The organism is Streptomyces sp. NPDC006487 (assembly GCF_042870555.1).
GTDB lineage: Bacteria > Actinomycetota > Actinomycetes > Streptomycetales > Streptomycetaceae > Streptomyces.
The window spans coordinates 245,964-271,559 of record NZ_JBIAHN010000004.1 but is presented as its reverse complement, the minus strand read 5'-3'; the positions used below and the strand labels follow the sequence as shown (position 1 = coordinate 271,559).

At 72.9% G+C, this 25,596-nt stretch carries 24 protein-coding genes; 15 read left to right on the top strand and 9 right to left on the bottom strand.

Going from position 1 to position 25,596, the window contains the following annotated elements; genetic code table 11:
- The first annotated feature begins 22 nt into the window (after nt 1-22).
- A complete protein-coding gene (locus ACFYM0_RS08685; RefSeq protein ID WP_388498196.1) occupies nt 23-1,417 on the top strand; it encodes a DUF6421 family protein in 1,395 nt (464 codons plus the stop codon).
- A 62-nt stretch (nt 1,418-1,479) separates the two neighbouring features.
- Here ACFYM0_RS08685 and ACFYM0_RS08680 read toward each other — a convergent pair whose 3' ends face one another.
- Nucleotides 1,480-1,767: a response regulator transcription factor gene (locus ACFYM0_RS08680; RefSeq protein ID WP_388498194.1), complete on the bottom strand. Its 288-nt coding sequence runs from the start codon at nt 1,765-1,767 to the stop codon at nt 1,480-1,482.
- Between the two features lie 283 nt (nt 1,768-2,050).
- On the opposite strand from ACFYM0_RS08680, the gene ACFYM0_RS08675 reads away from it, so the two are divergent.
- The gene (locus ACFYM0_RS08675) at nt 2,051-2,494 is read left to right on the top strand and encodes a hypothetical protein (protein ID WP_388498191.1); all 444 of its coding nucleotides are present in this window, start codon (nt 2,051-2,053) and stop codon (nt 2,492-2,494) included.
- Nucleotides 2,495-2,552: 58 nt separating this feature from the next.
- Here ACFYM0_RS08675 and ACFYM0_RS08670 read toward each other — a convergent pair whose 3' ends face one another.
- The gene (locus tag ACFYM0_RS08670) at nt 2,553-3,626 is read right to left on the bottom strand and encodes a LuxR C-terminal-related transcriptional regulator (RefSeq protein WP_388498189.1); all 1,074 of its coding nucleotides are present in this window, start codon (nt 3,624-3,626) and stop codon (nt 2,553-2,555) included.
- 162 nt (nt 3,627-3,788) lie between these two features.
- Here ACFYM0_RS08670 and ACFYM0_RS08665 point away from each other — a divergent pair, with 162 nt between their 5' ends.
- The 4 genes from ACFYM0_RS08665 (at nt 3,789) to ACFYM0_RS08650 (ending at nt 8,177) form a co-directional block, all read left to right on the top strand.
- On the top strand, nt 3,789-3,962 hold the full coding sequence (locus tag ACFYM0_RS08665; protein ID WP_388498186.1) for a hypothetical protein: 174 nt from the start codon (nt 3,789-3,791) through the stop codon (nt 3,960-3,962).
- A gap of 557 nt (nt 3,963-4,519) precedes the next feature.
- Complete coding sequence (locus ACFYM0_RS08660; protein WP_388498185.1) at nt 4,520-6,145, top strand: peptidoglycan-binding protein; 1,626 nt, start codon at nt 4,520-4,522, stop codon at nt 6,143-6,145.
- Complete coding sequence (locus tag ACFYM0_RS08655; protein WP_388498182.1) at nt 6,142-6,906, top strand: ABC transporter ATP-binding protein; 765 nt, start codon at nt 6,142-6,144, stop codon at nt 6,904-6,906. The genes ACFYM0_RS08660 and ACFYM0_RS08655 overlap by 4 nt, the downstream gene beginning before the upstream one ends.
- Nucleotides 6,903-8,177, top strand: a complete 1,275-nt coding sequence (locus ACFYM0_RS08650) for an ABC transporter permease (protein WP_388498180.1) — start codon at nt 6,903-6,905, stop codon at nt 8,175-8,177. The genes ACFYM0_RS08655 and ACFYM0_RS08650 overlap by 4 nt, the downstream gene beginning before the upstream one ends.
- Here ACFYM0_RS08650 and ACFYM0_RS08645 read toward each other — a convergent pair.
- Nucleotides 8,174-9,529, bottom strand: coding sequence for an NAD(P)-binding domain-containing protein (locus ACFYM0_RS08645; RefSeq protein ID WP_388498177.1), 1,356 nt, complete (start codon nt 9,527-9,529; stop codon nt 8,174-8,176). The genes ACFYM0_RS08650 and ACFYM0_RS08645 overlap by 4 nt on opposite strands.
- A gap of 167 nt (nt 9,530-9,696) precedes the next feature.
- Between ACFYM0_RS08645 and ACFYM0_RS08640 the strand changes: the two genes are divergently transcribed.
- The 3 genes from ACFYM0_RS08640 to ACFYM0_RS08630 all read left to right on the top strand — a co-directional run bounded on the left by ACFYM0_RS08640 (nt 9,697) and on the right by ACFYM0_RS08630 (nt 12,467).
- Nucleotides 9,697-10,062: an ArsR/SmtB family transcription factor gene (locus ACFYM0_RS08640; protein WP_388498174.1), complete on the top strand. Its 366-nt coding sequence runs from the start codon at nt 9,697-9,699 to the stop codon at nt 10,060-10,062.
- Nucleotides 10,059-10,553 (top strand): GNAT family N-acetyltransferase, encoded by a 495-nt coding sequence (locus tag ACFYM0_RS08635; protein WP_388498171.1) that lies wholly within the window; start codon nt 10,059-10,061, stop codon nt 10,551-10,553. The genes ACFYM0_RS08640 and ACFYM0_RS08635 overlap by 4 nt, the downstream gene beginning before the upstream one ends.
- Before the next feature lie 318 nt (nt 10,554-10,871).
- Nucleotides 10,872-12,467, top strand: coding sequence for a hypothetical protein (locus ACFYM0_RS08630; RefSeq protein ID WP_388498168.1), 1,596 nt, complete (start codon nt 10,872-10,874; stop codon nt 12,465-12,467).
- A gap of 40 nt (nt 12,468-12,507) precedes the next feature.
- Here ACFYM0_RS08630 and ACFYM0_RS08625 read toward each other — a convergent pair whose 3' ends face one another.
- Together ACFYM0_RS08625 and ACFYM0_RS08620 are read right to left on the bottom strand one after the other, a co-directional pair.
- On the bottom strand, nt 12,508-13,236 hold the full coding sequence (locus tag ACFYM0_RS08625) for a tyrosine-protein phosphatase (protein WP_388498166.1): 729 nt from the start codon (nt 13,234-13,236) through the stop codon (nt 12,508-12,510).
- A gap of 64 nt (nt 13,237-13,300) precedes the next feature.
- Nucleotides 13,301-15,076, bottom strand: coding sequence for a PucR family transcriptional regulator (locus ACFYM0_RS08620; RefSeq protein ID WP_388498165.1), 1,776 nt, complete (start codon nt 15,074-15,076; stop codon nt 13,301-13,303).
- A gap of 268 nt (nt 15,077-15,344) precedes the next feature.
- Between ACFYM0_RS08620 and ACFYM0_RS08615 the strand changes: the two genes are divergently transcribed.
- A complete protein-coding gene (locus ACFYM0_RS08615; protein WP_388498163.1) occupies nt 15,345-15,602 on the top strand; it encodes a WhiB family transcriptional regulator in 258 nt (85 codons plus the stop codon).
- Between the two features lie 21 nt (nt 15,603-15,623).
- On the opposite strand, the gene ACFYM0_RS08610 is transcribed toward ACFYM0_RS08615, so the two are convergent.
- The 3 genes from ACFYM0_RS08610 to ACFYM0_RS08600 form a co-directional block, all read right to left on the bottom strand.
- Nucleotides 15,624-16,103 (bottom strand): RidA family protein, encoded by a 480-nt coding sequence (locus ACFYM0_RS08610; protein ID WP_327253253.1) that lies wholly within the window; start codon nt 16,101-16,103, stop codon nt 15,624-15,626.
- Nucleotides 16,100-17,068, bottom strand: coding sequence for a zinc-binding dehydrogenase (locus ACFYM0_RS08605; RefSeq protein ID WP_388498160.1), 969 nt, complete (start codon nt 17,066-17,068; stop codon nt 16,100-16,102). Before ACFYM0_RS08605 ends, ACFYM0_RS08610 begins: the two co-directional genes overlap by 4 nt.
- Before the next feature lie 398 nt (nt 17,069-17,466).
- Complete coding sequence (locus tag ACFYM0_RS08600; RefSeq protein ID WP_388498157.1) at nt 17,467-18,747, bottom strand: M6 family metalloprotease domain-containing protein; 1,281 nt, start codon at nt 18,745-18,747, stop codon at nt 17,467-17,469.
- Nucleotides 18,748-19,021: 274 nt separating this feature from the next.
- On the opposite strand from ACFYM0_RS08600, the gene ACFYM0_RS08595 reads away from it, so the two are divergent.
- From ACFYM0_RS08595 to ACFYM0_RS08575, 5 genes are all read left to right on the top strand, one after another.
- Nucleotides 19,022-19,843, top strand: a complete 822-nt coding sequence (locus ACFYM0_RS08595) for a TetR/AcrR family transcriptional regulator (RefSeq protein WP_388498155.1) — start codon at nt 19,022-19,024, stop codon at nt 19,841-19,843.
- Nucleotides 19,844-19,928: 85 nt separating this feature from the next.
- A complete protein-coding gene (locus tag ACFYM0_RS08590; RefSeq protein ID WP_388498152.1) occupies nt 19,929-21,464 on the top strand; it encodes an MFS transporter in 1,536 nt (511 codons plus the stop codon).
- A gap of 135 nt (nt 21,465-21,599) precedes the next feature.
- Nucleotides 21,600-22,394 (top strand): dioxygenase, encoded by a 795-nt coding sequence (locus ACFYM0_RS08585; RefSeq protein ID WP_388498149.1) that lies wholly within the window; start codon nt 21,600-21,602, stop codon nt 22,392-22,394.
- Entirely contained in the window at nt 22,387-22,779 is a 393-nt protein-coding gene (locus tag ACFYM0_RS08580; protein WP_388498147.1) for a hypothetical protein, read from the top strand. The genes ACFYM0_RS08585 and ACFYM0_RS08580 overlap by 8 nt, the downstream gene beginning before the upstream one ends.
- Nucleotides 22,780-23,314: 535 nt before the next feature.
- Nucleotides 23,315-24,292 (top strand): RNA polymerase sigma factor RpoD/SigA, encoded by a 978-nt coding sequence (locus ACFYM0_RS08575; protein ID WP_388498144.1) that lies wholly within the window; start codon nt 23,315-23,317, stop codon nt 24,290-24,292.
- A 251-nt stretch (nt 24,293-24,543) separates the two neighbouring features.
- On the opposite strand, the gene ACFYM0_RS08570 is transcribed toward ACFYM0_RS08575, so the two are convergent.
- Nucleotides 24,544-25,509: a helix-turn-helix transcriptional regulator gene (locus ACFYM0_RS08570; RefSeq protein ID WP_388498142.1), complete on the bottom strand. Its 966-nt coding sequence runs from the start codon at nt 25,507-25,509 to the stop codon at nt 24,544-24,546.
- Between the last annotated feature and the right edge of the window lie 87 nt (nt 25,510-25,596).

Below are 25,596 nucleotides of genomic sequence, written 5' to 3'. Positions count from 1 at the left end.
CCACGAGAACAGGAGTCGAAACATGAGCACACTGACCCACCCGCGAACGCGCGCCCCCGGGAGCATCACGGGCCACCCCGCCTGGACGGTGCTCAAGAACGCGGTGGAGTCCGTCCGGCCCTGGCACCGGAAGGACGGCTCCATCGACTTCTCCGCCGACGGCGCCCCCTCCCCGGCCGAGCTGCGGGCCACGGTCGGCCGGATGGGCGAGGCGGTGGGCGAGCTGACCGCACTGCTCCCGCACGACGCCGCCTACCACCGCGCGCTCGCCGTAGATCTGAACCGTTGGGCCGACAGCGGCTTCGGGGCACCGGATTTCCTCGACTCGCTCATGGCCTTCGACCCGGCCGGCGACCGCCGGGACGGGCGGGAACACCTGGCGCTCTTCCCGATGCGCAGTCAGAACGCCCGCGCCGTGGTGAGGTTCGAGGCCTTGGCGATGCGGCTGGTGTGGCCGGACTGGCTGGCCGAACTGGAACGCACCACGTTCGGAAATCCGGCCTTCGTGACGCTCGCCTTCGAGGACTACACCCCCGAATACCGGGGGAACAACGCCATATTCTTCGCCGAGAGCATCGCGGTGCGCACGCCCCCGGAGCGCTACCCGTGGGGCGGTGTGTTCTGCGACCGGGAGTCCGCCCGGTTCCGCGTGGTGGCGGCGGAGGCCGTCCGGGTCCTCGGGATCGACCTGCCCGACGAGGCCGCCCGGCTGTTGGCGGACCAGGAGCTGGCGCAGCAGACCTTCGCCCTCTGGGACCTCGTCCACGACCGCACCCACAACCTCGGCCCGTTGCCGTACGACCTGTTCATGGTCAAGAAGCGGGCGCCGTTCTGGATGTACGCCCTGGAGGAGCTCCGCTGCGACCTGACCGCCTTCGGCGCGGCGGTGCGGCTCGCCGCCGATGGCGCCGACGGGCCGCTGCGCGAGGTGGGCCGCCGCATGCAGTACGCCGTCCTGTTCGAGCGACTGTTCCGCTTCCCGGTCACCAGCGACCGGGTCCGCAACTACGACAGTCTGGCCGGACAGCTGCTCTTCGCCCATCTGCGCCGCCACGGGGTCGTGCAGTGGCTGGAGGGCACCCTGCGGATCGCGTGGGAGCGGGTGCCCGAGGTGGTGGCGCTCCTGCTCGCCCAGGTCGAGCAGCTCTACCACGACGGCGTCGACCGCCCCCGGCTGGTCCACTGGCTGGCCGGATACGACCTGGTCACCGCGCTGGTCCCGCCGCACCCGGGGTCACGCTGGGCCAAGGGGCCCGACGCGCTCGATTTCGGGCTGCCGCTCCCGCAGCTCTGCGACGAGGTGCTGCCCGACGAGTTCCCCCTCGGCATGTTCCACGAGCACCTCGCGAAGCGGCTGCGCGGCGCGATCACCGCGTCGCGCGGCCTCTCCAGCCGGACGCCGGTACCCCCTGCCTGACCGCGCGGGTGGCGGGCCGGGTGCTGCTCCTCGCACCCGGCCCGGCCGCGCCGGAGCGGATGTCACTGGCTCTGCACCGAGGCCGATGCGCCGTGCGCGGGCACTGCCGTACGCCGCTGATGGGGTGCCGTCCGGCTGGCGTAGCCCTGCTGCAGGGCCAGTACGACGAGTTGGGTGCGGTTGGCCGTTCCCGTCTTGACGCGCAGCCGACGCAGGTAGGTGTCGACCGTGTGCGGGCTGATCCCCAACTGACGGGCGATGGCGCAGTAGGTGCCGCCGCCGATGAGCAGGCCGAGGACATCCGTTTCACGGTCGCTGAACTGGGGAGATGTGGCGAGTGGGTCGGTCATGGTGGGTTCCTTCGTCCGGGCGTCGCGGCTCGAGGCGGCCATCTCGTTGGTGGACGGTGCCGGCTCCTTCACCCAGCCTGGCCACTCCGACGCCCGCCCTCCACCCCCCACGGGCCTCAGCAAGGTGCCTGGCAGCAAAACGAGGCAGGAGCAAACCGGCCCCAACCGGACCATCTCACCCCGGCGGGCGGCCGCGGGGCACCGGAATCACGTGACTGTCGCGGACCGGATCGGTGCCGCAGTCTGGTCACGGCCCCGACACGAGAACAGCAGGAGGACGGACATGCCGACCAGCGGCAGCGGAGCCCGCCACGTGAAGGAGCTCGCACTCTTCCTCTCGGTCTACCGGGACGCCGGCCCGGCAATCCTCTGGCCCGAGCACGATCACCCGAGCTCCCACCCGGAGGCCACCGCAGCCGATCTCGCCGTGCTGGAAGCCGAACTGTCCACCGCACTCGGCACCTCGGTACGCATCACCCACGACGCACCCGACGCACCACGGCAGACCCGCCAAGGCCCCGACTCCACCCACACCCTCGTCCAGCAGCTGTCGGGCGGCGGCGACTGGACGCTCCACCCGGGAACGGGGAACGACACCCCGACAGCCCCGTTCCACTGCCGCCTGCGAGCAGGAGAACTGCTCTACGTACCCCCCGGACGCGCATGGACGGCCGACCTCTCGGCCTCCGCGCGCTATCTACTGATCCACATCGAGCCGGCCGCCTGACCCCGGCCGCCTGACCCCGGCCAACCGACCCCGGCCGCCCGAGCCCGGGCGACCGGACTCAAGCCTCCGTAGACGTGCACCCGGCCCCGGCCCCGTCCGCCACGGGAGCGCAGATCTCCCCGGCATCCAGCAGCCCCCGCTGTACGGCGGCCACACCCGCCTGGAAGCGGCTCTCCGCACCCAACTGCTCCATGATGTCGGCGATATGGCGCCGCGCCGTACGCAGCGACATGCCGAGACGGCGGGCGACCGCCTCGTCCTTCAACCCGGCGGCGAGCAGCCGCAGGATGGTCTGGTCGATCTCCTGGGCAACCTCGCCGAAGCCCTGACTGGCCGCGTCCGCGAACGGCGTGGCGTGCGTCCAGGTCTGCTCGAAGACATCGGCGAGATAGCACGCCACCGAAGGCTCGCTGATGGCCACCGCACCACGCGAGCCGTCGTTCAGCGGAAGGAAGGCCAACTCCCGGTCGAAGACGATGAGCCGGCCGAAGAGCTCGTGCGCGGTCCGGTACTGCGCCCCGAACTCCGAAGCCGCCGCGACATACGCCTGACTCGGACCGTTGAAACGCGCAGTGTGGTGATACAGGGTGCGCATCCGCACACCACGCTCCAGGATCGCCCGGTCGCGGGCCAGGGCCTCGCCCATCGCCTCGACCACCCGGCTGCCACCCCCCGGCTGGCTGGAGAGCACCTCCTCCGTGCACCGCTCGGAAGCCTGCGTGAGAGCGACCCGTACCTCCAGCATGTTGCCGATCAGCCGAAACTGGCCGTTGCCCCGCTTGGCGTGGCGGAGGTACTCCACGGAGAAGTGGTCCAGCTCCTTCTGGGCACGGTCGAGCTCCTCCTCGACCTGCCGGATCCGCGACCGCACGGGGGCGGCCAGCTCCGCACGGGCGACATCGGGCGACACGGCGAAACCCTCCGCCGGATCCCGGGGGTCGCGCCGGATCAGCTGGGAAGCGGTGAGCCGGGCGAGAGCCTGCCGCACCTCCTCCTCCCGCAGACCCAGACCGGCCGCCACCGCGGGTTCGTCCAGACGTCCCTGCTCCAGGACCCACCCGTAGACAGCCGTATCGGCCTTCCCCCAGCCATCCGGGACCGCAGATAGATCACCATCGCGGCTAATGTCCATTGATGTCCCCTCCTCGCCTTGCTGCCACGCACCTTGCTGAAGGGGGTGACCAATTGCTGTCAGGATAGGCGGTGGGAAAGACTTCACCCGAAAGCAGGAAAACGGCGAGCAACCAGACTTACCTCGCACCGAGTTCTCTCAATACATCCCCTGGAGAAGTCCATGACCCGCATTGCCCGCATAGTGACCATCGCAGCTTCTGTCGCCGCCCTGCTGTCGCCGGTCGCGGTCGAGGCCTACCAGGAGGCCACCCACGGGCAGACGCGCTTGGGTGCGGACGCCGAGCCGACCGACACCTCCTGGGGCTGGGGCGGCGTTCCGGTCAAACTGCAGTAGAAGCCACCTGAGCAGCCACGACCGGGTGCCCGAAGGCACCGGCCGCTGCGGCCCGCGGCCCCGCGAGACGGGCGAGGGGCTCCTGCCGCCCGCAGTCAATTGCCGCCGGGTAATGAAATGGTGAAATCTCGCGCGAGAATTCACCGGGCAACCCGGTATCGAATAGCCGTGGCCGGAAACCGCCACGGAGCGGTCTTACCGGCGGTACCCCCGGTAAGCCTCGCCGGAGCCGCTCCCGGCGGTGGTGTTTCCGGTCACGGACGGGTGGCGAACCGGCCGTCGGGCAGTTTCCGGAGCCGACCGCGATCGACAGGTCTGGCCGGAATTCTGCGTAGCGGTTGCGTCCGGGCTTCCATGTCGGCGTCCACCCCTCCGCAACTGTGCCTGAGTGCCGTTAGGTTGATCTGCCTGCGGTCTAGGGTGGCCGTGATCGCACGATGTCCCGGGAGGTCCGCTGTGCCGTTTCGACGGGGTTCGTCCGTAGTCGCCCCACGGCCGGGCCGGGCGGTTCCTCTGCCGGGACCGGCGGAGGGCTTCGCCGCCGTGCAGAGTGCCGGATGACGGACGGCATACGGGACCTGGCACCGGCCGAACTCGCCGCGCCTGCGGAGGAGCTCGAGCAGGTCGAGAAGCCCGAGCAGGTCGGGGAGGCCGAGCAGGTCGAGAAGCCCGAGCAGGCCAAGGAGGCCGGCGACGCCGAGCCCTCCGCCGAGCCCTCCGCCGGGCTGTCCCGGCGGCGTGCCTGGGTGGCCGCCGTGGCGGTGGGAGCCGTGCTGCTCTCCGCCGCCGGTGTCGGCGCCTCGCTGGTGATCAAGTCGCCGGCGCAGGCCGCGGCCGAGGCGGGCCCGCCGCCCTTGGACGTACTCGTCGCACGGGTGGAGAAGCGCGTGCTGCGCGACACCCTCGTCGTGCGCGGTACGGTCACCTCCGCCCAGGCCGTCCAGGTCACCCCGGTGGTCGCGGGCGGGGAAGGTTCCGGCCCTCCCGTGGTCACCAAGGTCGCCGTGGGGCAGGGGGATCCCGTCGTGGCGGGCAAGGTGCTCCTGGAGGTGTCCGGGCGCCCCGTCTTCGCCCTGCCCGGTGCGCTGCCGGTGTACAGGGACCTGAAGCCGGGTGCCACCGGTGACGACGTGAAGCAGCTCCAGAAGGCCCTCGCCGGGCTCGGCCACGGCACGGGATCCGACAAGGCGGGCACCTTCGGCGCGGGGACCAAGGCCGCGCTCGGCTCGTTCTACAAGTCGATCGGCTACGACCCGCTGCCCGCGGTGGCCGACGGCGGCGAGGCCGTCAACGGCGCCGAGGACGCGGTCACCACTGCCGAACGGTCCCTGGAGGACGTCAAGGCCGCCGCCAGGTCCGGTACGGGTGGCACCGGTACGGCCGGTGGCAAGGGGGATCCGGGCGCCACCGGCGGCAAGGGCGCCGGCCAGGATGCCGCCCGCTCCGTGGCCCGCGCCCGGGAGGACCTGGCCAAGGCCCGCGAGCGCCTCGCCGCGGCCCGCGCGGCGGCCGGCCCCATGGTCCCGGCCGGCGAGGTCGTCTTCCTGGAGTCCTTCCCCGCGCGCGCCGACTCCGTCGGCGTCCGCCCGGGTTCCGCTGTCAGCGGCGCCGTGATGACCCTGTCCGCCGGTGCGCTCGTCGTACGCGGGCAGCTCGCCGAGCACCAGAAGGGCCTGGTCCGCGCCGGCCAGAAGGTCGAGATCCTCTCCGAGGTCAGCGGGGTCACGGCGGCCGCCGAGGTGTTGTCGGTCGCGGACACCGTGTCGGTGCCGCCCGCGCCGAACGGCGGTCAGGGGGAGGGGCAGGGCCAGCAGGCTCCCGCCCCCAGTGGTCCGAGCGGGTACGAGATGCTCGTCCGCCCCCTCGCCGCACTGGACGCCAAACTCGCGGGTCAGGACGTACGGCTCACCGTGGAGGCCGCCGCGACCGACGGGAACGCACTGGTCGTTCCGGTGACCGCCGTCTCCGCCGGAACCGACGGCCGCACCAGTGTCACCGTCGTGGACGGTACGGGGGCCCAGCGCCGGGTCGAGATCCGGCCCGGCACGACCGGCGACGGCTACGTGGAGATCCGGCCCACCGGGGACGGCGTGATCGCGGACGGCGACTCGGTCGTCATCGGAGTCGAACCGGGCGTCGCGGACGAGCAGCCGGGCGGCGGCAAGAGCGGCGGCGGATCATGACCAAGGCCGCCGCTGAGCCCGTCAGCGAGCCCGTCAGCGAGCCCGTCCGCGAGGTCGTGGCCGAGACTGTGCCCGAGGCCGCGCCGCCCGTCATCGAGTTCCGGCAGGTGGGCCTCACGTACCCGGGCCCGCCGCCGGTGGCCGCCTTCAAGCCGTGCGATCTCACCATCCAGCGCGGGGAGTTCGTCACCGTCGTCGGCCCCTCGGGCTCCGGCAAGTCGACCTTCCTGAACATCGCGGGCCTGCTCGACGCACCCACCACGGGCCGCTACCTCATCGACGGCATCGACACCGGCGCGCTCGGGGACGGCGACAGGACCGCCCTGCGCGGCCGCCGCATCGGATTCGTCTTCCAGTCCTTCCACTTGCTGCCGCACCGTTCGGCCCTGGAGAACGTCGCCCTCGCCATGCTCTACAACGGAGTACCCCGCAAGGAGCGCCCCGCCCGCGCGCGGGAGGCCCTCACCCGGGTGGGGCTCGCCCACCGCCTCGACGCGCCGCCCTCCCGGCTGTCCGGCGGCGAACGCCAGCGGGTGGCCATCGCCCGGGCCCTGGTCGCCCGGCCGTCGCTGCTGCTGTGCGACGAACCCACCGGGAACCTCGACTCCGTCAACGCCGACACCGTGCTGGCCCTCCTCGACGAGCTCCACGCCGACGGGATGACCGTCCTCGTCATCACCCACGACCAGGAGGTCGCCGCGCACGGCGGGCGCACCGTCGCGATCCGCGACGGCATTCTGCGCGAACAGGCCCCCGTATGAACCCGCCCCGGCTCCGGCGGCTCCTGCGGCGACGGTCCCGCTCCGCCGTCCGTGTCGAGCCCTCCCGCTTCACCGCCCGCGACAACGTCTCGGAGGCCCTCGCCGGGGTCCTGCAGCGCCCGGCCCGCTCGGCGCTGACGGCGCTCGGAACGGTCCTCGGCGTCGGCACCTTCGTCGCGGTCCTCGGCCTGACCGCCACCACCTCGTCCCAGATCGACGGCCGCTTCAACCTGCTCACCGCCACCGAGGTGACCGTCGAGGACATCGCCCGGAACAAGGACCCCTTCGCCGGCCCCGGTTTCCCGGCCGACGCGGACCTCCGCGTCGGGCGCCTGGGCGGGGTCCGGCACGCGGGCGTCTTCTACACGGTCCGGCTCGATGCGACCGCCGGCAGGGTCCGTTCCGCCCCGGTCGGCGGGCGCGGCGGCGGGGGCGACAACACCGAGGTGGTCGCGGCCTCCCCCGGCGCCTTGCAGGCCGCCGTCCCCACGTTGGCCCAGGGCCGCCTCTACGACGAGTACCACTCCCGTACGCGGCAACGCGTGGCCGTCCTCGGCTCGTCCGTCGCCGCACGCCTCGGCATCACCACCCTCGACACCCGTCCGGCCGTCTTCATCGGCTCCGAGCCCTTCGCCGTGATCGGGATCATCGAGGACGTGCAGCGCAAGTCCGACCTCCTCCTCTCGGTCGCGGTGCCCCGCACCACCGCCGAGGAGATCTGGGGCCCGCCCGAGGGCGACGGCACGACCATGCTGATCGCGACCGACATCGGCGCCGCCCGGCAGGTCGCCCGGCTCGCCCCCACCGCACTGCGCCCCGACCACCCCGAGTACCTGAAGTCCGTACCGCCGCCGGACCCGCGGACGCTGCGCAGCGGGGTCACCTCCGACCTGGAACAGCTCTTCCTGATCCTGGCCGGGATCTGCCTGGTCATCGGGGCCGTCGGCATCGCCAACACCACCCTGGTCGCCGTCCTGGAACGCACCGGCGAGATCGGCCTGCGACGCGCGCTCGGCGCCCGGGGCCGCCACATCACCACGCAATTCCTCGCCGAATCAGGTGTCCTGGGTGCGCTGGGCGGACTCGTCGGCACGTCCCTGGGCACCCTCACCGTCGTCGGCGTCGCCGTCGTCCGCGACTGGACCCCCGTCGTGCACCCCGGCACCGTCGCGGTCGCTCCGCTCCTCGGACTGCTGACGGGAGTCCTGGCCGGCCTCTACCCCGCCTGGCGCGCCGCCCGCATCGAGCCGGCGGAGGCACTGCGGCGTTAACAGGCGGAGGAGGGGGCGCCGATGGTGAGGGCGGCCGGGGTGGAACAGCCGCCGCCGCCCGTTTCCCCGGTGGAGGCTGCCGGGGGCTGGTCGAAGAGTCCGGCTCCGCCGCAGACTCCGGTCTCCGGGAGGGTCAGCTCGACGCGTCCGGCCGACTCTTGGTCGCCCGCGAGGGCTGCGGCGATGGAGCGGACCTGCTCGTATCCGGTCATGGCCAGGAACGTGGGGGCGCGGCCGTAGGACTTCATGCCGGCGAGGTAGACGTCCTTCTCCGGATGGGAGAGCTCACCCGCACCGTGCGGGTAAACGGTGCCGCAGGAGTGCTGGTTGGGGTCGATGAGCGGGGCCAGCGCGACGGGGGCCTGGAGGCGTTCGTCGAGGCCGAGGCGCAGCTCGCCGAGGAAGGCGAGGTCGGGGCGGAAGCCGGTCAGGACGATGACCTCGTCGACCGCGTCCAGGCGGCGGCCGTCCTCGCCGACGAGGATCAGCCGGCCGTCGGAGTCCCGCTCGACGGCTTCGGTGCGGAAGCCGGTGACCGCGTCGGCGTGGCCGCCGTCGACCGCGGCCTTGGCGGCGAGGCCGAGGGCGCCGCGGGCGGGGAGCTGGTCCGCGGCGCCGCCGCCGAAGGTCGAGCCGGAGATGCCGCGGCGCAGGATCCAGGAGGCATGGGTGCCGGCCTCCTCCTTCGCGAGGGCGGCGAGCTGGGCGAGCGCCGTGAAGGCGGAGGCTCCGGAGCCGATCACGGCGGTGCGCTTGCCGGCGTAGCGGGCGCGCACGGCCGGGTCCCCGAGGTCCGGGACCCGGTAGGTGACGCGGTCGCCCGCGGCGCGCTCGCCGAGGGCGGGGAGGCCGCCGGCGCCGGCCGGGCTCGGGGTGGACCAGGTGCCGGAGGCGTCGATGACGGCGCGGGCGAAGACGCGGGCGTCGGTGCCGTCGGGCGCGGTGTGGTGGATGACGAAGGGCTGGGCCTCGCGGTCGGTGTCGACGATGCGGTCGCGGCCGGTGCGCGAGACTCCGGTGACGGTGGCCCCGTAGCGGACCCGCTCGCCGAGGGCGTCGGCCAGGGGCTGGAGGTAGAGCTCGGCCCAGTCCCCGCCGGAGGGGTAGGCGGCGGGGTCGGGCCTGGTCCAGCCGGTGGGGGCGAGGAGCTTCTCGGCGGCCGGGTCGACGATCTCGGCCCAGGCGGAGAAGAGGCGTACGTGGGCCCATGCGCGGACGGCGGAGGCGGCGGAGGGGCCCGCTTCCAGTACGAGGGGCTCGATGTCCCGCTCGACGAGCCGGGCCGCGGCCGCGAGGCCGATCGGGCCGGCTCCGATCACGACGACGGGCAGGGCTTCGGTGGATGCGTTCATGAGAGCTCCCCTGACTGCTTCTTCTGGCTGTTTCTGCACTTGCTGCTTCTGCACTTGCCCGGCTTGCTGATTCGACGTTCGTCGATGTCTAGGCGCCTCCAGGTTGGCACCTTGTATCGACGTTCGTCAACATAGACATCCATCTATTGTCTGGGGATGATGAGGGCATGTCCCCCTCGAAGGTGTCGCCCCTGCCGGAGCCGGACGCCGTAGCGGCGTGCTGCCCGCCCCTGTCGGAGCGCCCGCTGACGGCCGAGGAGGCCGAGCGGACCGCGGTGGTGTTCAAGGCCCTGGGTGATCCGGTGCGCCTGCGGCTGTTCTCAGCCGTCGCCTCGCACGAGGGCGGAGAGGCGTGCGTGTGCGACATCTCGGACGTGGGGGTTTCGCAGCCGACGGTCTCGCACCACCTGAAGAAGCTCAAGGACGCCGGCCTGCTCTCCTCCGAGCGGCGCGGCACCTGGGTCTACTACCGCGTGGAGCCCTCCGTCCTCGCCGCCATGGGCGCCCTGCTGACCCGGGCGGGGTCGGCGTGAGCATCCGTATCGAGCCGCTCACCCGGGCGCACGCGGACGAGGTCCTGGCGATCTACCGGGCCGGGATCGGCGAGGGGAACGCCACCTTCGAGACCGAAGCCCCCACCTGGGAGGCCTTCGACGCGGCGAGGCTGCCCGAACACCGCTTCGCCGCGGTCGACCCGGACGGGAAACTGCTCGGCTGGGTGGCCGCGTCCAAGGTCTCGGACCGGTGCGCGTACGCGGGCGTGGTCGAGCACTCCGTCTACGTCCACCCCGGCGCCCGGGGCCGCGGCGTCGCCCGCGCCCTGCTCGACGCGCTGATCGCCTCGACCGAGGCGGCGGGCATCTGGACGATCCAGTCCGGGATCTTCCCCGAGAATTCTGCGAGCCTGGCCCTGCACCAGCGGGCCGGCTTCCGGGTCATCGGCACCCGTCAGCGCATCGGCCGCCACCACGGCGTGTGGCGCGACGTCGTCCTGCTGGAGCGCCGCAGCCCGCGGATCGGCTGAAGGCCGGGCCGCCGGCCCGTCCGTCCGCCGCGTCAGGCGGAGGCCGGCTCGGCGTCCGTCGTGCCGCGCCCGAAGACGACCGCGACCAGCGCCAGGCCCGCGACCGCGCCCACTCCGTGTCAACGATCCCGGCCTCGCGCAGCACCTTCAGGTGGTTGGAGAGAGCCTCCGCTGTGCTGTGCGGAACTGTGATCGCCCGCATGTCCCGGACTGTCTCCTTTGTCGGAGCGCCCTGGTGGTCTAATGGGCACCTTGCCGCCGACGGGATCCAAAAACCCCCGGCGGAACCGGAATTGGCAGCTCGCGGGGGACCTCCGGATGAATGGCCAGAAGCGGCAGCCGCCGCCCGCGGGGCTCCCGCGCCGGCGCAGATGGGTCGTCGGGGTGGCGGCCGGGTCCGTGCTGCTCTCCGGTGTCGGGGTGGCGGTCGCGCAGGTGATCAAGCCGCCGCCGCAGGCCGCCGCCGACTCCGCGGGCCCTGCGGCGGGCGTGCTGACGGCCCCCGTGGAGCAACGGGTGCTGGTCGCCTCGGTGATCGTGCGCGGGACCGTCACCGCACGGCAGTCCGTGGACGTGACCCCGGTGGGCGCAGCCCCCGGCGCGGCCGGTGCCGTCGTCACGAAGCTGCCGGTCGCCGTGGGGAGCCGGGTCGAGGAGGGCCGGGTGCTGCTGGAGGTTTCCGGGCGCCCGGTCATCGCGCTACGGGGCACCCTCCCGGCGTACCGGGACCTCAAGCCCGGATCCGAGGGCGGCGACGTGGCCCAGTTGCAGCAAGCGCTCGCCCGGCTGGGCCACGCCACGGGCGCGGACGGGGCCGGGCGTTTCGGGGAGGGTACGAAGGCGGCGCTGTCGGCGCTCTACGCCTCCGTCGGCTACGACCCGCTGCCCGCTCTGCCCGACGGGAACGCCTCGGTGGCCGACGCGCGCACGGCGGTGACCTCGGCGGAGCGCGCCGTGGAGGACGCGCGGGATGCCGTGGACCGGGCCGGGAAGGCCGCCCCGGCTTCACCGACGGCCTCTCCGTCCCCCTCTCCGTCCCCCTCTCCGTCCCCCTCTCCGTCCCCCTCTCCGTCCGTCTCCCCGTCCGTCTCTCCGGGCCCTCGCGCCACCGATCCGCGGGCGGTCGACGGCAAGGGATCCGGTGCCGACCCCGACCCCGACCCCACCCCCGGTCCCGAGGTCGACCCGACCGAGCTGCGCAAGCAAGTCGAGCGCGCACAAGCGGACTTGGCCACTGCGCGGGCCCGCCTGGTGGAGGCTCTGGCGGCAGTCGGCCCGATGGCGCCCGTCGCGGAGGTGGTCTTCCTGGCGGGCTTCCCCGCCCGGGTGGACTCGATCGCCTCCAAGGTCGGGGCGCAGGTGTCCGGCAAGGTGCTGACCGTGTCGGCCGGGGACCTCGTGGTCAACGGCCATCTCCGGGAGTATCAGAGGGCTTTGGTACGGCCGGGGCGGCAGGTGGAGATCGCGTCCGAGGTCACCGGCGTGACGGCGGCGGCCTCGGTGGCATCGGTCGCCGACACACGGGGGCAGGAGCGGACCGCCCCCGGCCCGGGGCAACCATCGGGTCAGCAACCACCCGCACCCAACGGCTACTTGATGGTCATCCAGCCCGAGGCGCCGCTGGATCCCGGGCTGGCCGGGCAGGACGTACGCCTGACGATCGAGGCGGCGTCGACGGGCGGCGAGGTCCTGGTGGTTCCGGTCTCGGCGGTCTCGGCCGCCGCGGACGGCGGGACATACGTGACCGTACTGGAGGCGGACGGCGTCCGCCGCCGGGTGCGGGTGACCACCGGCACTACGGGCGGCGGCGACGTCGAGGTCAGGCCCGCCGGGGGCGACCGTCTGGCCGAGGGCGAACGTGCCGTCGTGGGCGTGCGCGGCGGGCCGAACGGGTCGTCCGGACGGGCCGGCTGAACGGGATCGGCCGACGGGGCCCGAGGCGGGCCGCCCGGGCTCACCGCGTCAGGAACCGGGCCCGCAGCCGCTCCGTCGTGGCCGGGGTGATGCCGACCTCGTCCGTGAGGTAGGAGTGGACCGAGCCGTAGCGGGTGGCGAGATCGGCCAGGGTCAGGCTCAGGACCTCGGCGGGCGCCCGCCCGTACGAGGGCCAGCGCATCGTGCGGCCCGGGTGGGCGGCGTGCCAGTCGGCCGTCAGGCGGGCGGTCGCCAGCTCGGTCAGGGCGAAGTCCGCGAGGATCTGCTCCTCGTCCACGCCGAGGAGGGTCAGGACGAGCGCGGCGATCAGGCCGGTGCGGTCCTTGCCGGAGGTGCAGTGGAAGACCGCCGGGCCCGGGCCTTCGGCGAGCAGCTCGATCGCGCCGCGGATCTCCGCCACCCCGTCCTCGGCGACCTCGGCGAACCGGTCCGCGAGGAACCGCCACGGGTCGGTGTCCGGGTCGATCTCCGCCTGGTCGTACGGCCGGTGCTCGATGCTGTGGTTGGCGTACGTGAACCGCTCGGGCTCCGGTATCCGGCCCTTCGCCTCGATCTCCCAGGGGTAGCGCAGGTCGATGACCGTCCGCACGCCGAGCTCCAGGAACCGCTCCCAGTCGGCGCCCGCGAGCTTGCCGAGCGAGTCCGCCCGGTAGAGGGCGCCCCACACGACGGTGGAGCCGTCCTGTGTGCGATAGCCGCCCAGATCACGGAAGTTGTGCAGTCGCTCGAACTCGATGTGCCGGGTCATGCGCGGATCCCCTCGGTCTCGTGCCGATGATCTTTCTGTGGATCGAGAGGCTACTCCGGCCGGCTCAGCACATCCGCAGGGCCGCCGCGAAGTCCATCTTGTCCTCCAGCCGGCTCAGGTTGCGCCCGGTCAGCGCCTCGATGCGGCTGATCCGGTAGCGCAGCGAGTTCACGTGCAGGTGCAGTGCCTCTCCGCAGCGCGCCCAGGAGCCGTCGTGTTCCAGGAAGGACCGCAGGGTGGGCACCAGGTCGGAGCGGTAGCGCCGGTCGTAGTCGGTCAGCGGGGCCAGCAGCCTGCGGCTGAACTCCCGCCGGACCTCGGCCGGGATCAGCGGCAGCAGCGACATGACGTGCGCGGCGAGGTCGTCCGGCCCGCAGGCGGCGACCGCTTCCGAAGGTGCCGCGACCTGCCGGGCGTTACGTGCCTGCGCGAGCGCGTGCCGCAACTCCGCGGCCCCGCCCACCGGGTCGCTGACGCCGAAGGCCAGCCGCTCCCCGGCCCGCAGCCCGCGCGGCAGCGAGCCGCCGGCGACCCGTACGACCGCGTCGGGGGTCAGCCGCCCGTCCGCCCCGACGAGCACGAAGGCGACGGCCTCGGCCCCGTCCCCGGCCGCCGTGACGGCCATCCGCGGTCCGGCGTCCGGCCCCAGGCAGCGCGGATGCAGCAGGACCTCCTCCAGCAGGTCGCGCACGGACGCCGCCACGGGAAACCCGTGCACCCCCTTCGGGTCCAGCCGGGCCGACACGGCCTGCCAGCGGAGCCGGCCTCCGGGGCCTCCGGGGCCTCCCTGGTCCTCCGCGCCGTCCGCGCCGACGGCCCCCGTGGCCCCCGTGGCCCCCGCGGCCTCCGCCGTGAGCCGGGCCGCCGCCTCTTCCTCCTCGAGCAGCGCCTGCCCGCCCTCCCCGGCGGCGGCCGAGCCGACCAGCGCCAGCAGGCGTTCGGCGGCGCGCCGCCGCATCGTACGGTCGGTGTCGCGGCCGGCGCGCTCCACCGCGACGAGCCGCGCGAGCCGGTCCAGGAGGTCGACGCGTTCGTCGTTCCAGTCGGCGCTGTCGGCCTCGACGGCGATCAGCCAGTCGGTCAGCGCCGCACCGGGAGCGGCGTCTCCCTCCGGGGTTCCGGAGCGGACCGGGAACAGGGAGAAGGCCGTCCCGCGCGCGACCGTACGGTGCGGGGCCCGCTCGCCCGCCCGTTCGGCGGCAAGGAACCGCCCGGCCAGAGCCGAGGCCGTCTTCTCCGGCAGCGGAGGGCGCGCTCCCGCGATCTGCCGGCCGGTCGGGGAAAGGATGTGCGCGCGCAGGTCCAGCTCGGCCAGCAGCAGTTCGAGCAGGGCGTCGGCCCCCGCCCCGGCCTGACGGTCGGTGCTGAAGCGCCGGTGCCGGTCCACGAGCGCGGCGAGGCCGCCGATCCGCTCCTCGGTCCGGCCCCGTGCCACGTACTCGGTGACCGAGGCGAACGGCACCTCCACGCCCACCGCGAGCAGCGGCAGTCCGTACCGGGCGCAGGCCTCCACCAGATCGTCGGGGACGTGGCCGAACCGCGCCTCGCCCGCGCCCAGTGCCACGGCGCCCGCCTCCACGAGGACGCGGACGAACGCGTCGGACGGGTCCGCCGTCGTGTCGTGCCGGTCGTGCCGGTGCTGCCGGTGCCAGGCCAGTCCGGACAGCACCAGGTCGCCGGGGGACACGAACCGCCCCGGGTCGGGCAGGTCGATGGTCACCGTGCCCAGCACGGGCCGGTCGAGGTCCCGTTCGCCGCCGGGCAGGCGCAGCAGGCGCAGCAGACACAGGTCCGCAGGCGCCTGGGCCTCTTCGGACGACAGCAGATCACGCAGCCTCATGGCCCCAGCCTGCCATGCGCCGACACGCTCACCTTTCCGCTCTCGCCCCGCTGAACCGCAGGTCAGGCCTTTACGTTGGGGTAATTCCACGGAAATCGGGGTGAGTCCGAGGGCCCCGGTTCATGGGATCGGTGACTGCCTGACACCCCGTCCGGGGACCGCAGTACGGCCGATCGGCACTCCCGGCTGGTGCCGAACGGCTCTCATCCCGGCCGCCCGCCGCTGCCAGCCTGGAAGGCAGGCAGCGACGCGAAGGAGAATGCCGGCCATGGGCACCACGCTTCCGCGGCCCTCCCGGGACAACGACTGGTGGAGGAGGGCCCTGTGCACCTCCGACGAGGAGTGCGCCGAACTCTTCTACTCCGAGGCCTCGGGCTCAGCCGCCCGGGCCAAGCGGATCTGCTTCTCCTGCCCGGTCCGCGGAGCCTGCCTGGAGCACGCCCAGGAGATCGGTGAGTTCTCGGGCATCTGGGGCGGACTCACCGGTCACGAGCGCCGCGCCCGCACACGGTACGGCCGCCCCTGACGGGCGCAGCCCGGAAGCCTCCTAGAGCCCCATCGGAGCGTGCAGTTCGACGAGGATCTCCACCTCGACGGGGGAGTCGAGAGGCAGCACGCTCACGCCGACCGCGCTGCGGGCGTGGATGCCCGCGTCACCGAAGGCGGTGCCCAGCAGCTCGCTCGCGCCGTTGAGCACGCCGGGCTGTCCCGTGAAGTGCGGGTCGCTGGCCACGAAGCCGACCACCTTGACCACGCGCTTCACGGCGGAGAGGTCCCCGGCGACGGAGGTGATGGCGGCCAGCGCGTTGAGCGCGCACTGCTGCGCCAGCTCCTTGGCCTGCTCCGGGGTGACCTCGGCGCCGACCTTCCCGGTGAGGGGGAGGGCGCCGTCGACCATCGGCAGCTGGCCCGAGGTGTACACGTAGTGCCCGCTCTGTACGGCGGGTACGTAGACGGCGACCGGCGCGGGCGTCGGCGGCAGCTTCAGGCCGGCGGCGGCGAGGCGCTCTTCGGGGGTGCTGGTCATGGGCGGATCTCCTTGAGGTCGCTGCTGTCGCTGTCGCTGTCGCTGTCGCTGTCGCTGTCGCTGTTGCTTTCGCTTCCGCTCTCGCCGGCCGGCCGCGGAAAGATGATCACCGGCTTGATCATGCCCGGCTCCTTGGCGGCGAGCCGCCCGAAGGCCTCCCCGACCCGGTCGAACGGGAACTCGTGCGTGGTGATCACCGTCGGGTCCACCAGCCCGTCCCCGATCAGGTGCAGGGCCCGCGCGAGCCGCGCCCCGCTGCTCTGCGGCGGCCGGCAGCGGGCGTACGTGATCTTCCCGCTCCCGGACAGCCCCCCGCGGGCGGCCCTCGCGGCGGCGGGCGCGGCCGTCGCCATGATCGCGCGGTCGGCGCCGGCGCCGCCGGTCAGCTCCAGGATCCGCTCGGTGGTGTCCTCGTAGGCCGGGTCGATCACCACGTCGGCCCCGAACCGCAGGGCGAGGCGCTGGCGCTTCATCTCCGGCTCGACGGCGATGACGCGGGCCCCGCGCAGCCGGCCAGCCGCGATGGTCGCGCCGAGCCCGACCGCGCCCTGGCCGAAGACGACGACGCTGCCGCCCGGGGGCGGCCCGGACTCTTCGGCGGCGGCGAAGCCGGTGGGGAGCGCGCCCGCCGCGTAGAGGGCCTGGTGGTCGGAGATGGTGTCGGGGAGCGGGACCAGTCCGGCCCCGGCCGCCGGGGCCCGGAAGAACTCGGCGAGCCGCCCGTGGCCCTCGACGCCGACGCGCCGGCCGACGTAGGAGGGGCAGACCCCGGGGCCGACGGCCTCGACGACGCCGACGGCCTCGTGGCCGAGCCCGGTGGGCGCCCCGGCGGCGATGTGCCCGTCCCAGGCGCAGATGAGCGCGGCCGTGGTGCGCACGAGGACCTCGCCCGCCCCGGGGTGGGGGACGGGCCGTTCCAGCACGGTGGGCGGCTCGCCGGTGCGGCGCAGCGCGAAGGCCTTCACGGGTTTCCTTAACTCGGCGTCACACGGCTAGGTCGTCTCTTTCGGATCTTGCCGGTCAGGCCCGCGTCGTCCGGTGCCGTGCCTCGCCGTGCTGCCGGGTCTCCCGCGTACTGGACGTACTCGGGTGACCCGGCAGTGCGGCGAGGTGCGGTGCCGGGCGGCGCGGGCCAGGCAAGATCCGAAAGAGACGGCCTAGTTCCCAACCATGCGGGCACGGATCCGGCCCGGCGGGGGGTCGTAGGTCGGAACCTGGCGGGCCGACGGTCAGCACTTCCTTCTGCCGCTCGGCCCGTCCCGGCCATCCGGTCCGGGTTCGGTCCGGCTCCGGCCCGGCCCGGCCCGGTCCGTTCCGGGGCCGGGTCCGGGCCGCCGTGCCCGTCGCGTTCCACCCGCGGCGCTCAAGGCCGGGTGACCCGGACCTGATAGCTGCCGTTGCGCAGCTCGCCCACGACCGAGACGCTGATGCCCGACTTCTCGTCGGTGAAGGTCTCGCCCGGCCGGAACGGCGCGTCCGAGAGCTCCGCGTGCACGTTGGACCGCCGGGTGCAGCCGCCGCTCGCGGAGGAGCTGTCGGAGACGGTGACGGGCCCGCGGCCGGTGTCCACCTCGGAGTCCACCCTGTAGATGAGCACTCCGGGCTTGCAGACGGCCTCGTCGTTCCCGGCGCGGGTGCGCACCTCCACCGCGTACCCGGCGCTCTCCGAGACGGGGATGAAGGCCAGCTTGGTGCCGCCCTCCACGGCCAGCGGGCTCAGCACGTGGTCGCTGACCCCGGACTTCCCGGCGCAGCTGATCTGGTTGCTGTCGAGCCAGCCCAGCTTCCACTTGTGCCAGCCCAGCAAGTCGTTGTTGGCGCCCCAGTCCTCGCTCATGATGTCCCAGTGCCCCACCGTGCCGCCGCCGTCGGCGGTGTAGAGGTCGGGCAGGCCGAAGACGTGCCCGTTCTCGTGGGGGAGCACCCGGTAGCCGGTCTCCCGGTAGGAGCCGGAGCCGTCGTCCTGGCGGCTGTAGACGAAGGACGTGTTGGCGAGCGGGACGCCGTCGGCCATCGGGGCCTCGCCGTTGCCGGAGAAGGTGACGGAGAGGACGGTGTCGAGGGCGGAGGGCCCGGCGTTCGGGGTGACCAGGATGTTTATCAGGTCATACCGGGAGAAATCGACCTCGGCGTCGGAGGTTTTGATGATGTGCTCGACGAGCTGGCGGTAGCCGGGCTCGTACGCGGAACCCCGCTCGATCCCGTACGCCGCGAACGGCATCGGCATCCGCAGCCAGTTCTTTATCGGGGCCTCGGCCCGGTAGGTCAGCCGCCCGTAGGAGCTGATGCGAAACCAGTCGGACGTCTGGGGGAAGAACTCCGCCATCCGGTCGGCCGCCGTGCCCTCGCCCTTGGCGTCGGGGAAGTCGATCATCAGGTTCAGTGCCCGGACCTCGCCGGTCGAGCGCGAGTATCCCGGTGCGGTCGGCAGTCCCTCGGACATCTGCACGCCCATCGCGCCGGAGATCCGGCAGGGCGCGAGCATCGACTCGGCGCTGGTCGCGCCCACCGGCCCGGCCGCCGAATGGCTGCGACTGGATATGCCCGCGCTCGCCGTCGCCGTGATGCCGAGGGCCAGCGCGGTGATTCCCGCGTACACGCTGGTGCGGCTTGGCTTGCGTATCCGGTGGCGCGTCTGCGGCATGGAGATCGGCCTTCGGGTCCGCGGCAGCCGGCCGGGTCCGGACTGCGCTCTGTGGGCTCACCCTCCGACGGCCGGGGCGGGCTCGCGCGCCGGGAGAGGCCAAACGGGATCGAAAGGCCCGGAGTCATGTGACCCACGTCACACGGGAGAGTGAAATAAGCGGGGACCCTCTCCCCGTTTGAACCAGAGCCCCCACGAACCGGGGAGCCGCTCCCCGTTTCGGCGGGAGTGCGCATCACCCGCCACGTACACATCACCCGCCAGGGAGCCGTCCATGAAGAGCCCCGCCACCACCGATCCGGCGGCCCTGCCCGTGCCGGGCCCGGAGGTCGATCTCGACCTCACGGCTCCGGCCGCGGGTGCCGTGGGTACGGGTACGGGTGCGTGTGTGGGTGCGGGCGTGGCCGCGGCCGTGCGTGCGGCGGCGGGCAAGGTCAAGGCGGCGGGCAAGCGTGCCCGTACCGGCGCGGACGCGGTACCGCGTCCGCGCGCCGACGCCGTCCGCAACCGGGAGCGCATCCTGTCCGCCGCCCGCGACGTGCTCGTGGAGTTCGGCCCCGCCGCCCCCCTCGACGAGATCGCCCGCCGGGCCGGAGTCGGCAACGCCACGCTCTACCGGCACTTCCCCGACCGGCCCGCCCTGATCCACCACGTCGTGCTCTTCGGTCTGGACCGGGTGGCCGCCCTGGCCGTGGACTCCCTCGCCGAGGAGCCGGACGCCTTCGCCGCCCTGTGCCGCTTCACGCACGCGGCGGCGGACGAGCGGATCGGAGCCCTGTGCCCCGTACTCTCCAGCGACTTCGACCACGATCACCCCGAACTGCTCGTCTCCCGCGAGACCTTGGAGGAAGCCGTCGAGGCCCTGCTGGCCGCCGGCCGATCCTCCGGACTCGTGCGCACGGACGTCGGCGTCGGCGACCTGATGATCGCGCTCTCCCAGCTCAGCCGCCCGCTTCCCGGTGCCGGCTGCTTCGACGCGGACGTGTTCGTCCACCGTCATCTCCAGCTCTTCCTCGACGGGTTGAGGGCCCCTGCCCGGTCCGAACTGCCGGGCTCGGCGACCACGCTGGCGGACCTGAGGCGGAAAGCCATGTGACGCCCCGGAGTCGCGCCCTTTAGCGCCGAAAAAGCGCCCTGATCATCTCTTTTCAGTCATCTCGCACCGCGAAGTGGGTACCCCCATGTCAAAAACAGCCGCGAACCCGCCGCTGTCCGTCACCGCAGCCGATCCCAGTCGCTGGAAGGCCCTGGTCTTCATCGCGCTGGCGCAGCTGATGGTCGTCCTCGACGCCACCATCGTGAACATCGCGCTGCCGTCCGCCCAGACCGACCTCGGCATCTCGGACGGCAACCGCCAGTGGGTCATCACCGCGTACGCGCTGGCCTTTGGCGGACTGCTCCTCTTCGGCGGCCGCATCGCCGACAAGTGGGGCCGCAAGAACGCCTTCATCGTCGGCCTCGTCGGCTTCGCCCTGGCCTCCGCGCTGGGCGGCGCCGCACAGGGCGAGGCCATGATGCTGGGCGCCCGCGCCCTGCAGGGCGCCTTCGGTGCACTGCTCGCGCCCGCCGCGCTCTCGCTGCTGGCCGTCATGTTCACCGACGCCAAGGAGCGCGCCAAGGCCTTCGGCATCTACGGTGCGATCGCCGGTGGCGGTGGCGCCGTGGGCCTGATCCTCGGCGGCGTCCTCACCGAGTACCTGAACTGGCGCTGGACCTTCTTCGTCAACATCCCGTTCGCGATCGTCGCCGCCGTCGGCGCCTGGATGATCATCCGCGAGCCGGCCGGCGGCCGTAACCGCGCACCGCTCGACATCCCCGGCGTCCTGCTGTCCACGACCGGTCTCGTCGCCCTCGTCTACGGGTTCACCCGCGCCGAGTCGGCCGGCTGGTCGGACGGCCTCACCGTCGGCATGTTCATCGCTTCCGTGCTCCTGCTCGGCGCGTTCGTCTTCGTCGAGTCCCGTACGGCCCACCCGCTGCTCCCGCTGCGCGTCCTGCTGGAGCGCAACCGCGGCGGCGTCTACCTCTCGCTGGGCCTCGCCGTCATCGCGATGTTCGGTCTGTTCCTCTTCCTCACCTACTACCTGCAGGTCGTCAAGGGCTTCTCGCCCGTCACGACCGGTTTCGCCTTCCTCCCGATGATCGTGGGCATGATCGCCGGCTCCACGCAGATCGGTGCCCGTCTGATGACGCGGGTCCCGCCGCGCCTGCTGATGGGCCCGGGCTTCATGGTCGCCGCCAGCGGCATGCTGCTGCTGACGCAGCTCGAGGTCGGCTCCTCCTACCCGGCGCTGATCCTGCCGGCGCAGCTGCTGCTGGGCCTCGGCATGGGTACGGCGTTCATGCCCGCCATGTCCCTGGCCACGTACGGGGTGAACCCGGCCGACGCCGGTGTCGCCTCCGCGATGGTCAACACCTCGCAGCAGGTGGGCGGCGCGATCGGCACCGCCCTGCTGAACACGATCGCCGCCTCCGCGACGACCGCGTACCTGACCGACCACGCGGCCGAGGCCGCGGCGGGCGGCCCGGCGGCGAAGCTGATCCAGGCCCAGGCCATGGTGGAGGGCTACTCCTCCGCGATCTGGTGGGCGGTCGGCATCCTGGTCGCCAGCTCCCTCATAGCCCTGACGCTCATCACCACGGGCAAGCCGGGCGCGGGCGACCCGGTCGCCGAGGGCGCGGACGCCGACGTGAAGATCCCGGTGATCGCCCACTGACCCGGTACTCCACACGAGGGGGCGGGCACCGCTCCCGGGTACGGGAATGACTGACGACCCCGCATCGTTCAAATTTGAACTATGCGGGGTTAGTCTTTGTGTGGCGGCCCGCCGTGACGATTCCAGGAGCTCCCGATGCCGACGCCCGAAGCCATGACCCCCACCCGGATGCCGGCGCTGTACCTGAGCCACGGAGCCCCGCCCCTCGCGGACGACCCGCTCTGGCCCGCCGAGTTGGCCGCCTGGTCCGCCGGCCTGCTCCGCCCCCGCGCGATCCTGATGGTCTCCGCCCACTGGGAGGAGGCCCCGCTCGCCCTCGGAGCCACCGAACAGGTCCCGCTCGTCTACGACTTCTGGGGCTTCCCCGAGCACTACTACCAGGTCCGCTACGACGCTCCGGGCGCCCCCGGACTGGCCGCGGCGGTCCGCGCACTCCTCAAGGCCCCGGGCACCCCCGTCCAGGACATCCCCGACCGGGGCCTGGACCACGGCGCGTACGTCCCGCTGGTGGAGATGTTCCCCGGGGCCGACATACCGGTGCTCCAGATATCCATGCCGACCCTCGATCCGCGCCGCCTGATGGAGATCGGCCGCAAGCTGGCCCCCCTGCGCGACGAGGGCGTCCTCATCGTCGGCAGCGGCTTCTTCACCCACAACCTGGCCGCCCTGCGCCACACCGGCCCCGGCGTCCCGTCGTGGTCCGCCGAATTCGACGCCTGGGGCCAGGAGGCACTGGCCGCCGCCGACATCGACGCCCTGCTGGACTTCGAAGCCAAGTCCCCGGCGGGCCGCCTGGCCCACCCGCGCACGGAGCACTTCGCCCCCCTGTTCGTCACCCTGGGCGCCGCGGAATCCGACCTCGCCACCCCCGCCACCCCGGTCTCGGGCTTCTGGATGGGCCTCTCGAAGCGGTCCCTGCAATTTGGCTGACCCCGAGCGGCTCTGGTGCCCCAGCGGCTCGGCGTACGCACCGGAGTCGCTGGTCCTCGCGGTCCGCGACGGCCTCGACGGCCCGCCGCTCTACCTCCCGGCACCCCGCCCGGCGGCCGAGGCCCTGGCCGAGCTCGCCGACGGGGTGGAGCCGCGCCGCCTGCTGCGCCTGGCCTCCCACTGCGTCCCGCACTGCCTCAACCGCGCGGGGGAGTCGTGCACCCTGGCCACCCGCCTGACGGCGACCGCGAGCCCACCGGCCCCGCTCCCGCCCTGCCACCTCCGCCCGCGCTGCAGGTGGTGGATCCAGTCGGGCCCACCCGCCTGCCGCGCCTGCCCCCAGGTCTCCACCCGCCCTGGTCAGGGGGCGCGGGAGGCCCGGTGACGTCCTCGCCGATGGTGAACCCCTTGGCGGGCCCGCTCGGGGTGGTGGCCGTGGCGCCGTAGCGCGCCCGGAGCTCATCGCCGTAGACGGCCTGGTCCGGATCCGGGGGAGAGCGGTCAGACGAGTAGGTCATCCCCGGCCGAGGCAACCAGACGCCGCCGAGCGTCGTCTCCTGAGGTGGGAGTGCAGCCTGGGGCGGCGCTGTTCCAGGGCGCAAACGCCCGTGTCAAGTGTGACGGTGGTCTCATCGACGCCCTGGTGGTGCGGGTCCGTGAGTCCTCTGGAACCGGCCGCCATTCCTGTCCTGACCTGCACCTCTTCGAGCTCCGGCGGCACCGTCGATCCTCCCGTTCCGGGGGGTGGCGGGGCAGGATACTGCAAGATCTCGAAAAACAGGGAGCAACGTGGGAATTCTGTCCCGATTCCAGTCGTTGTTTCCTTCGGAAGCGGGCACTCGGGAGAGTGTCCGGGCAGCCGCACCAGGGCAGCCGAACCACCGCACCACCGCGACCGAACTCATCGCAAGGGAGCACGCATGGCAACCCGCGCCGTCGCCCGTCGTCAGTCCACGAGCAGCGCTCGCGCTGTGGGCGGGGAGATCGCAGACCGCGACCTGGTCGGCATGTACCTGGACGAGATCGCGCGCACCCCGCTGCTCGACGCGGCCAAGGAGGTCGAGCTCTCGCAGATCATCGAGGCGGGCGTGTACGCCCAGCAGATCCTCGACGGCGCGATAGAGCGCAAGGGCAAGAAGCCCTCCCGGGAGGAGCTCGAGTTCCTGGCCGCCGAGGGCGAGCGCGCCAAGGAAGTCTTCATCCGCTCCAACCTCCGCCTGGTCGTCGCCGTGGCCCGCCGCTACCCGCGCAGCGGTCTGCCGCTCCTCGACCTCATCCAGGAGGGCAACGCCGGCCTGGTCCGCGCCGTGGAGAAGTTCGACTACGCCAAGGGCTTCAAGTTCTCCACTTACGCCACGTGGTGGATCCGCCAGGCGATCACCCGCTCCATCGCCGACCAGTCCCGCACCATCCGCCTGCCCGTTCACCTGGTGGAGGAGCTCGGCCGGATCCGCCGGGTGCAGCGCGAGTTCAACCGCGAGAACGGCCGGGACCCGGAGCACGCGGAGATCGCCGCCGAGCTGGACACCACGGAGAAGCGCGTCGGCGACGTCCTGGACTGGGCGCGCGACCCGGTCAGCCTGAACATGGGTGTGGACGAGGACGGCGACACGCAGTTCGGCGACCTGCTCGAAGACACCTCGGCCATTTCCCCGGAGCAGTCCGTCCTCTCCCTCCTGCGCAGCGAGGAGCTGGAGGACCTGCTGGGCAAGCTGGACCAGCGAACCGCGTCGATCATCAAGATGCGTTACGGCATTGACGACGGCCGAGAGCGTACGCTGACAGAAGTCGGCAAGCAGCACGGCCTGACCCGCGAGCGGATCCGCCAGATCGAGAAGCACGCGCTGCTCGAACTGAAGAAGATGGCCCGCGACACCGGCTTCGACGCGGTGGCCTGACCGGCCCCGAGAAGAAGCCCCCCCCATACGAGCCCCCGGCGCCTATCCCCCCCAGGCGCCGGGGGCTCCCCTTTGCCCTTCAGGCCGATTCCCCCCTCCGCCCCGATCCCGCCCCTCCGGTGTTCGAGGCGCCTCTCCGCCCCCACCACCCCGATCCCGCCCTTCCGGCGCTTGAGGAGCGGGGTCTGGGGCGGAGCCCCAGGGACCGGTGGAAGGGTGGGGAGGGGACAGCCCCGCAGGGCCGGCCCCCACTACGGCCCCGCCGCCTCCGCCAGCCGCGCACCCAGCGACCGAGCCGCCTCCACCAGGAACTCCGGCCCGTGCACGGTGAACGGCACCCCCGCCAGCGCCATCCGCGCCACCAGCCACTCCGGCGAGTCCGCCGACTCGAACCGCACCCGCACCCCGGCCCCGGAACCGGAGCCACCCCCGGCCAAAGGCACCGCGAACTCCCGCGCCCACTCCGGCAACCCCGCCGCTCCCGCGAAGGTGACCTCGACCGTGTACGTCGACTCCCGCCCCCGCAGCCCCCGCCGCACGAAGTCCACCGCGTCCATCGGCAGCTCCCGCCCCACGAACCTCGCCCCCGTCGCGTACGGCTCGCTCACCCGGTCCACCCTGAAGGTCCGCCAGTCCCCGCGCTCCATGTCGTAGGCCACGAGGTACCACCGGCTCCCGGTGCTGACCAGCCGGTACGGCTCCACCAGCCGCCGCGAGGCCACCCCGTCCCGGGCCCGGTACGCGAACCGCAGCCGCTCCGGCCCCGCCACCGCCGAGGCGATCGCCGTCAGCGTCCGCGGATCCACGCTCGCCCCGTCGCCCCGCGTCACCGCGACCGTCGCCGACTGCAGGGCGCCCACCCGCCGCCGCAGCCGCCCCGGCAGGACCTGTTCCAGCTTCGCGAGGGCGCGTACGGAGGCCTCCTCCACGCCCTCGATCGCGTGCCCGGCCCCCGCCCGCAGCCCCACGGCGATCGCGACGGCCTCCTCGTCGTCCAGGACGAGCGGCGGCATCGCGGCGCCCGCCACCAGCCGGTAGCCGCCCTCCGCGCCCAGCGTGGCCTCCACCGGGTACCCCAGCTCCCGCAGCCGGTCGATATCGCGCCGGATCGTACGGGCGCTCACGCGAAGCCGCTCGGCCAGCTCGCTGCCGGGCCACTCGCGCGGGGTCTGGAGCAGGGAGAGCAGGGAGAGGAGGCGGGCCGGGGTGTCGGTCATGGTTCAAAGGTGCCAGCCAAATAGGACACCAACTGACCTACATGCCGTCTAGGTTTCTCTTCATGAGCACCGAGACGACCCAGTCAT

Excerpts from the sequence above, each read along its gene's own strand:
- ACFYM0_RS08685 (WP_388498196.1), top strand. The coding sequence starts at position 23 with ATGAGCACACTGACCCACCCGCGAACGCGCGCCCCCGGGAGCATCACG.
- ACFYM0_RS08680 (WP_388498194.1), bottom strand. The coding sequence starts at position 1,767 with ATGACCGACCCACTCGCCACATCTCCCCAGTTCAGCGACCGTGAAACG.
- ACFYM0_RS08675 (WP_388498191.1), top strand. The coding sequence starts at position 2,051 with ATGCCGACCAGCGGCAGCGGAGCCCGCCACGTGAAGGAGCTCGCACTC.
- ACFYM0_RS08670 (WP_388498189.1), bottom strand. The coding sequence starts at position 3,626 with ATGGACATTAGCCGCGATGGTGATCTATCTGCGGTCCCGGATGGCTGG.
- ACFYM0_RS08665 (WP_388498186.1), top strand. The coding sequence starts at position 3,789 with ATGACCCGCATTGCCCGCATAGTGACCATCGCAGCTTCTGTCGCCGCC.
- ACFYM0_RS08660 (WP_388498185.1), top strand. The coding sequence starts at position 4,520 with ATGACGGACGGCATACGGGACCTGGCACCGGCCGAACTCGCCGCGCCT.
- ACFYM0_RS08655 (WP_388498182.1), top strand. The coding sequence starts at position 6,142 with ATGACCAAGGCCGCCGCTGAGCCCGTCAGCGAGCCCGTCAGCGAGCCC.
- ACFYM0_RS08650 (WP_388498180.1), top strand. The coding sequence starts at position 6,903 with ATGAACCCGCCCCGGCTCCGGCGGCTCCTGCGGCGACGGTCCCGCTCC.
- ACFYM0_RS08645 (WP_388498177.1), bottom strand. The coding sequence starts at position 9,529 with ATGAACGCATCCACCGAAGCCCTGCCCGTCGTCGTGATCGGAGCCGGC.
- ACFYM0_RS08640 (WP_388498174.1), top strand. The coding sequence starts at position 9,697 with ATGTCCCCCTCGAAGGTGTCGCCCCTGCCGGAGCCGGACGCCGTAGCG.
- ACFYM0_RS08630 (WP_388498168.1), top strand. The coding sequence starts at position 10,872 with ATGAATGGCCAGAAGCGGCAGCCGCCGCCCGCGGGGCTCCCGCGCCGG.
- ACFYM0_RS08625 (WP_388498166.1), bottom strand. The coding sequence starts at position 13,236 with ATGACCCGGCACATCGAGTTCGAGCGACTGCACAACTTCCGTGATCTG.
- ACFYM0_RS08620 (WP_388498165.1), bottom strand. The coding sequence starts at position 15,076 with ATGAGGCTGCGTGATCTGCTGTCGTCCGAAGAGGCCCAGGCGCCTGCG.
- ACFYM0_RS08615 (WP_388498163.1), top strand. The coding sequence starts at position 15,345 with ATGGGCACCACGCTTCCGCGGCCCTCCCGGGACAACGACTGGTGGAGG.
- ACFYM0_RS08610 (WP_327253253.1), bottom strand. The coding sequence starts at position 16,103 with ATGACCAGCACCCCCGAAGAGCGCCTCGCCGCCGCCGGCCTGAAGCTG.
- ACFYM0_RS08600 (WP_388498157.1), bottom strand. The coding sequence starts at position 18,747 with ATGCCGCAGACGCGCCACCGGATACGCAAGCCAAGCCGCACCAGCGTG.
- ACFYM0_RS08595 (WP_388498155.1), top strand. The coding sequence starts at position 19,022 with ATGAAGAGCCCCGCCACCACCGATCCGGCGGCCCTGCCCGTGCCGGGC.
- ACFYM0_RS08590 (WP_388498152.1), top strand. The coding sequence starts at position 19,929 with ATGTCAAAAACAGCCGCGAACCCGCCGCTGTCCGTCACCGCAGCCGAT.
- ACFYM0_RS08585 (WP_388498149.1), top strand. The coding sequence starts at position 21,600 with ATGCCGACGCCCGAAGCCATGACCCCCACCCGGATGCCGGCGCTGTAC.
- ACFYM0_RS08575 (WP_388498144.1), top strand. The coding sequence starts at position 23,315 with ATGGCAACCCGCGCCGTCGCCCGTCGTCAGTCCACGAGCAGCGCTCGC.
- ACFYM0_RS08570 (WP_388498142.1), bottom strand. The coding sequence starts at position 25,509 with ATGACCGACACCCCGGCCCGCCTCCTCTCCCTGCTCTCCCTGCTCCAG.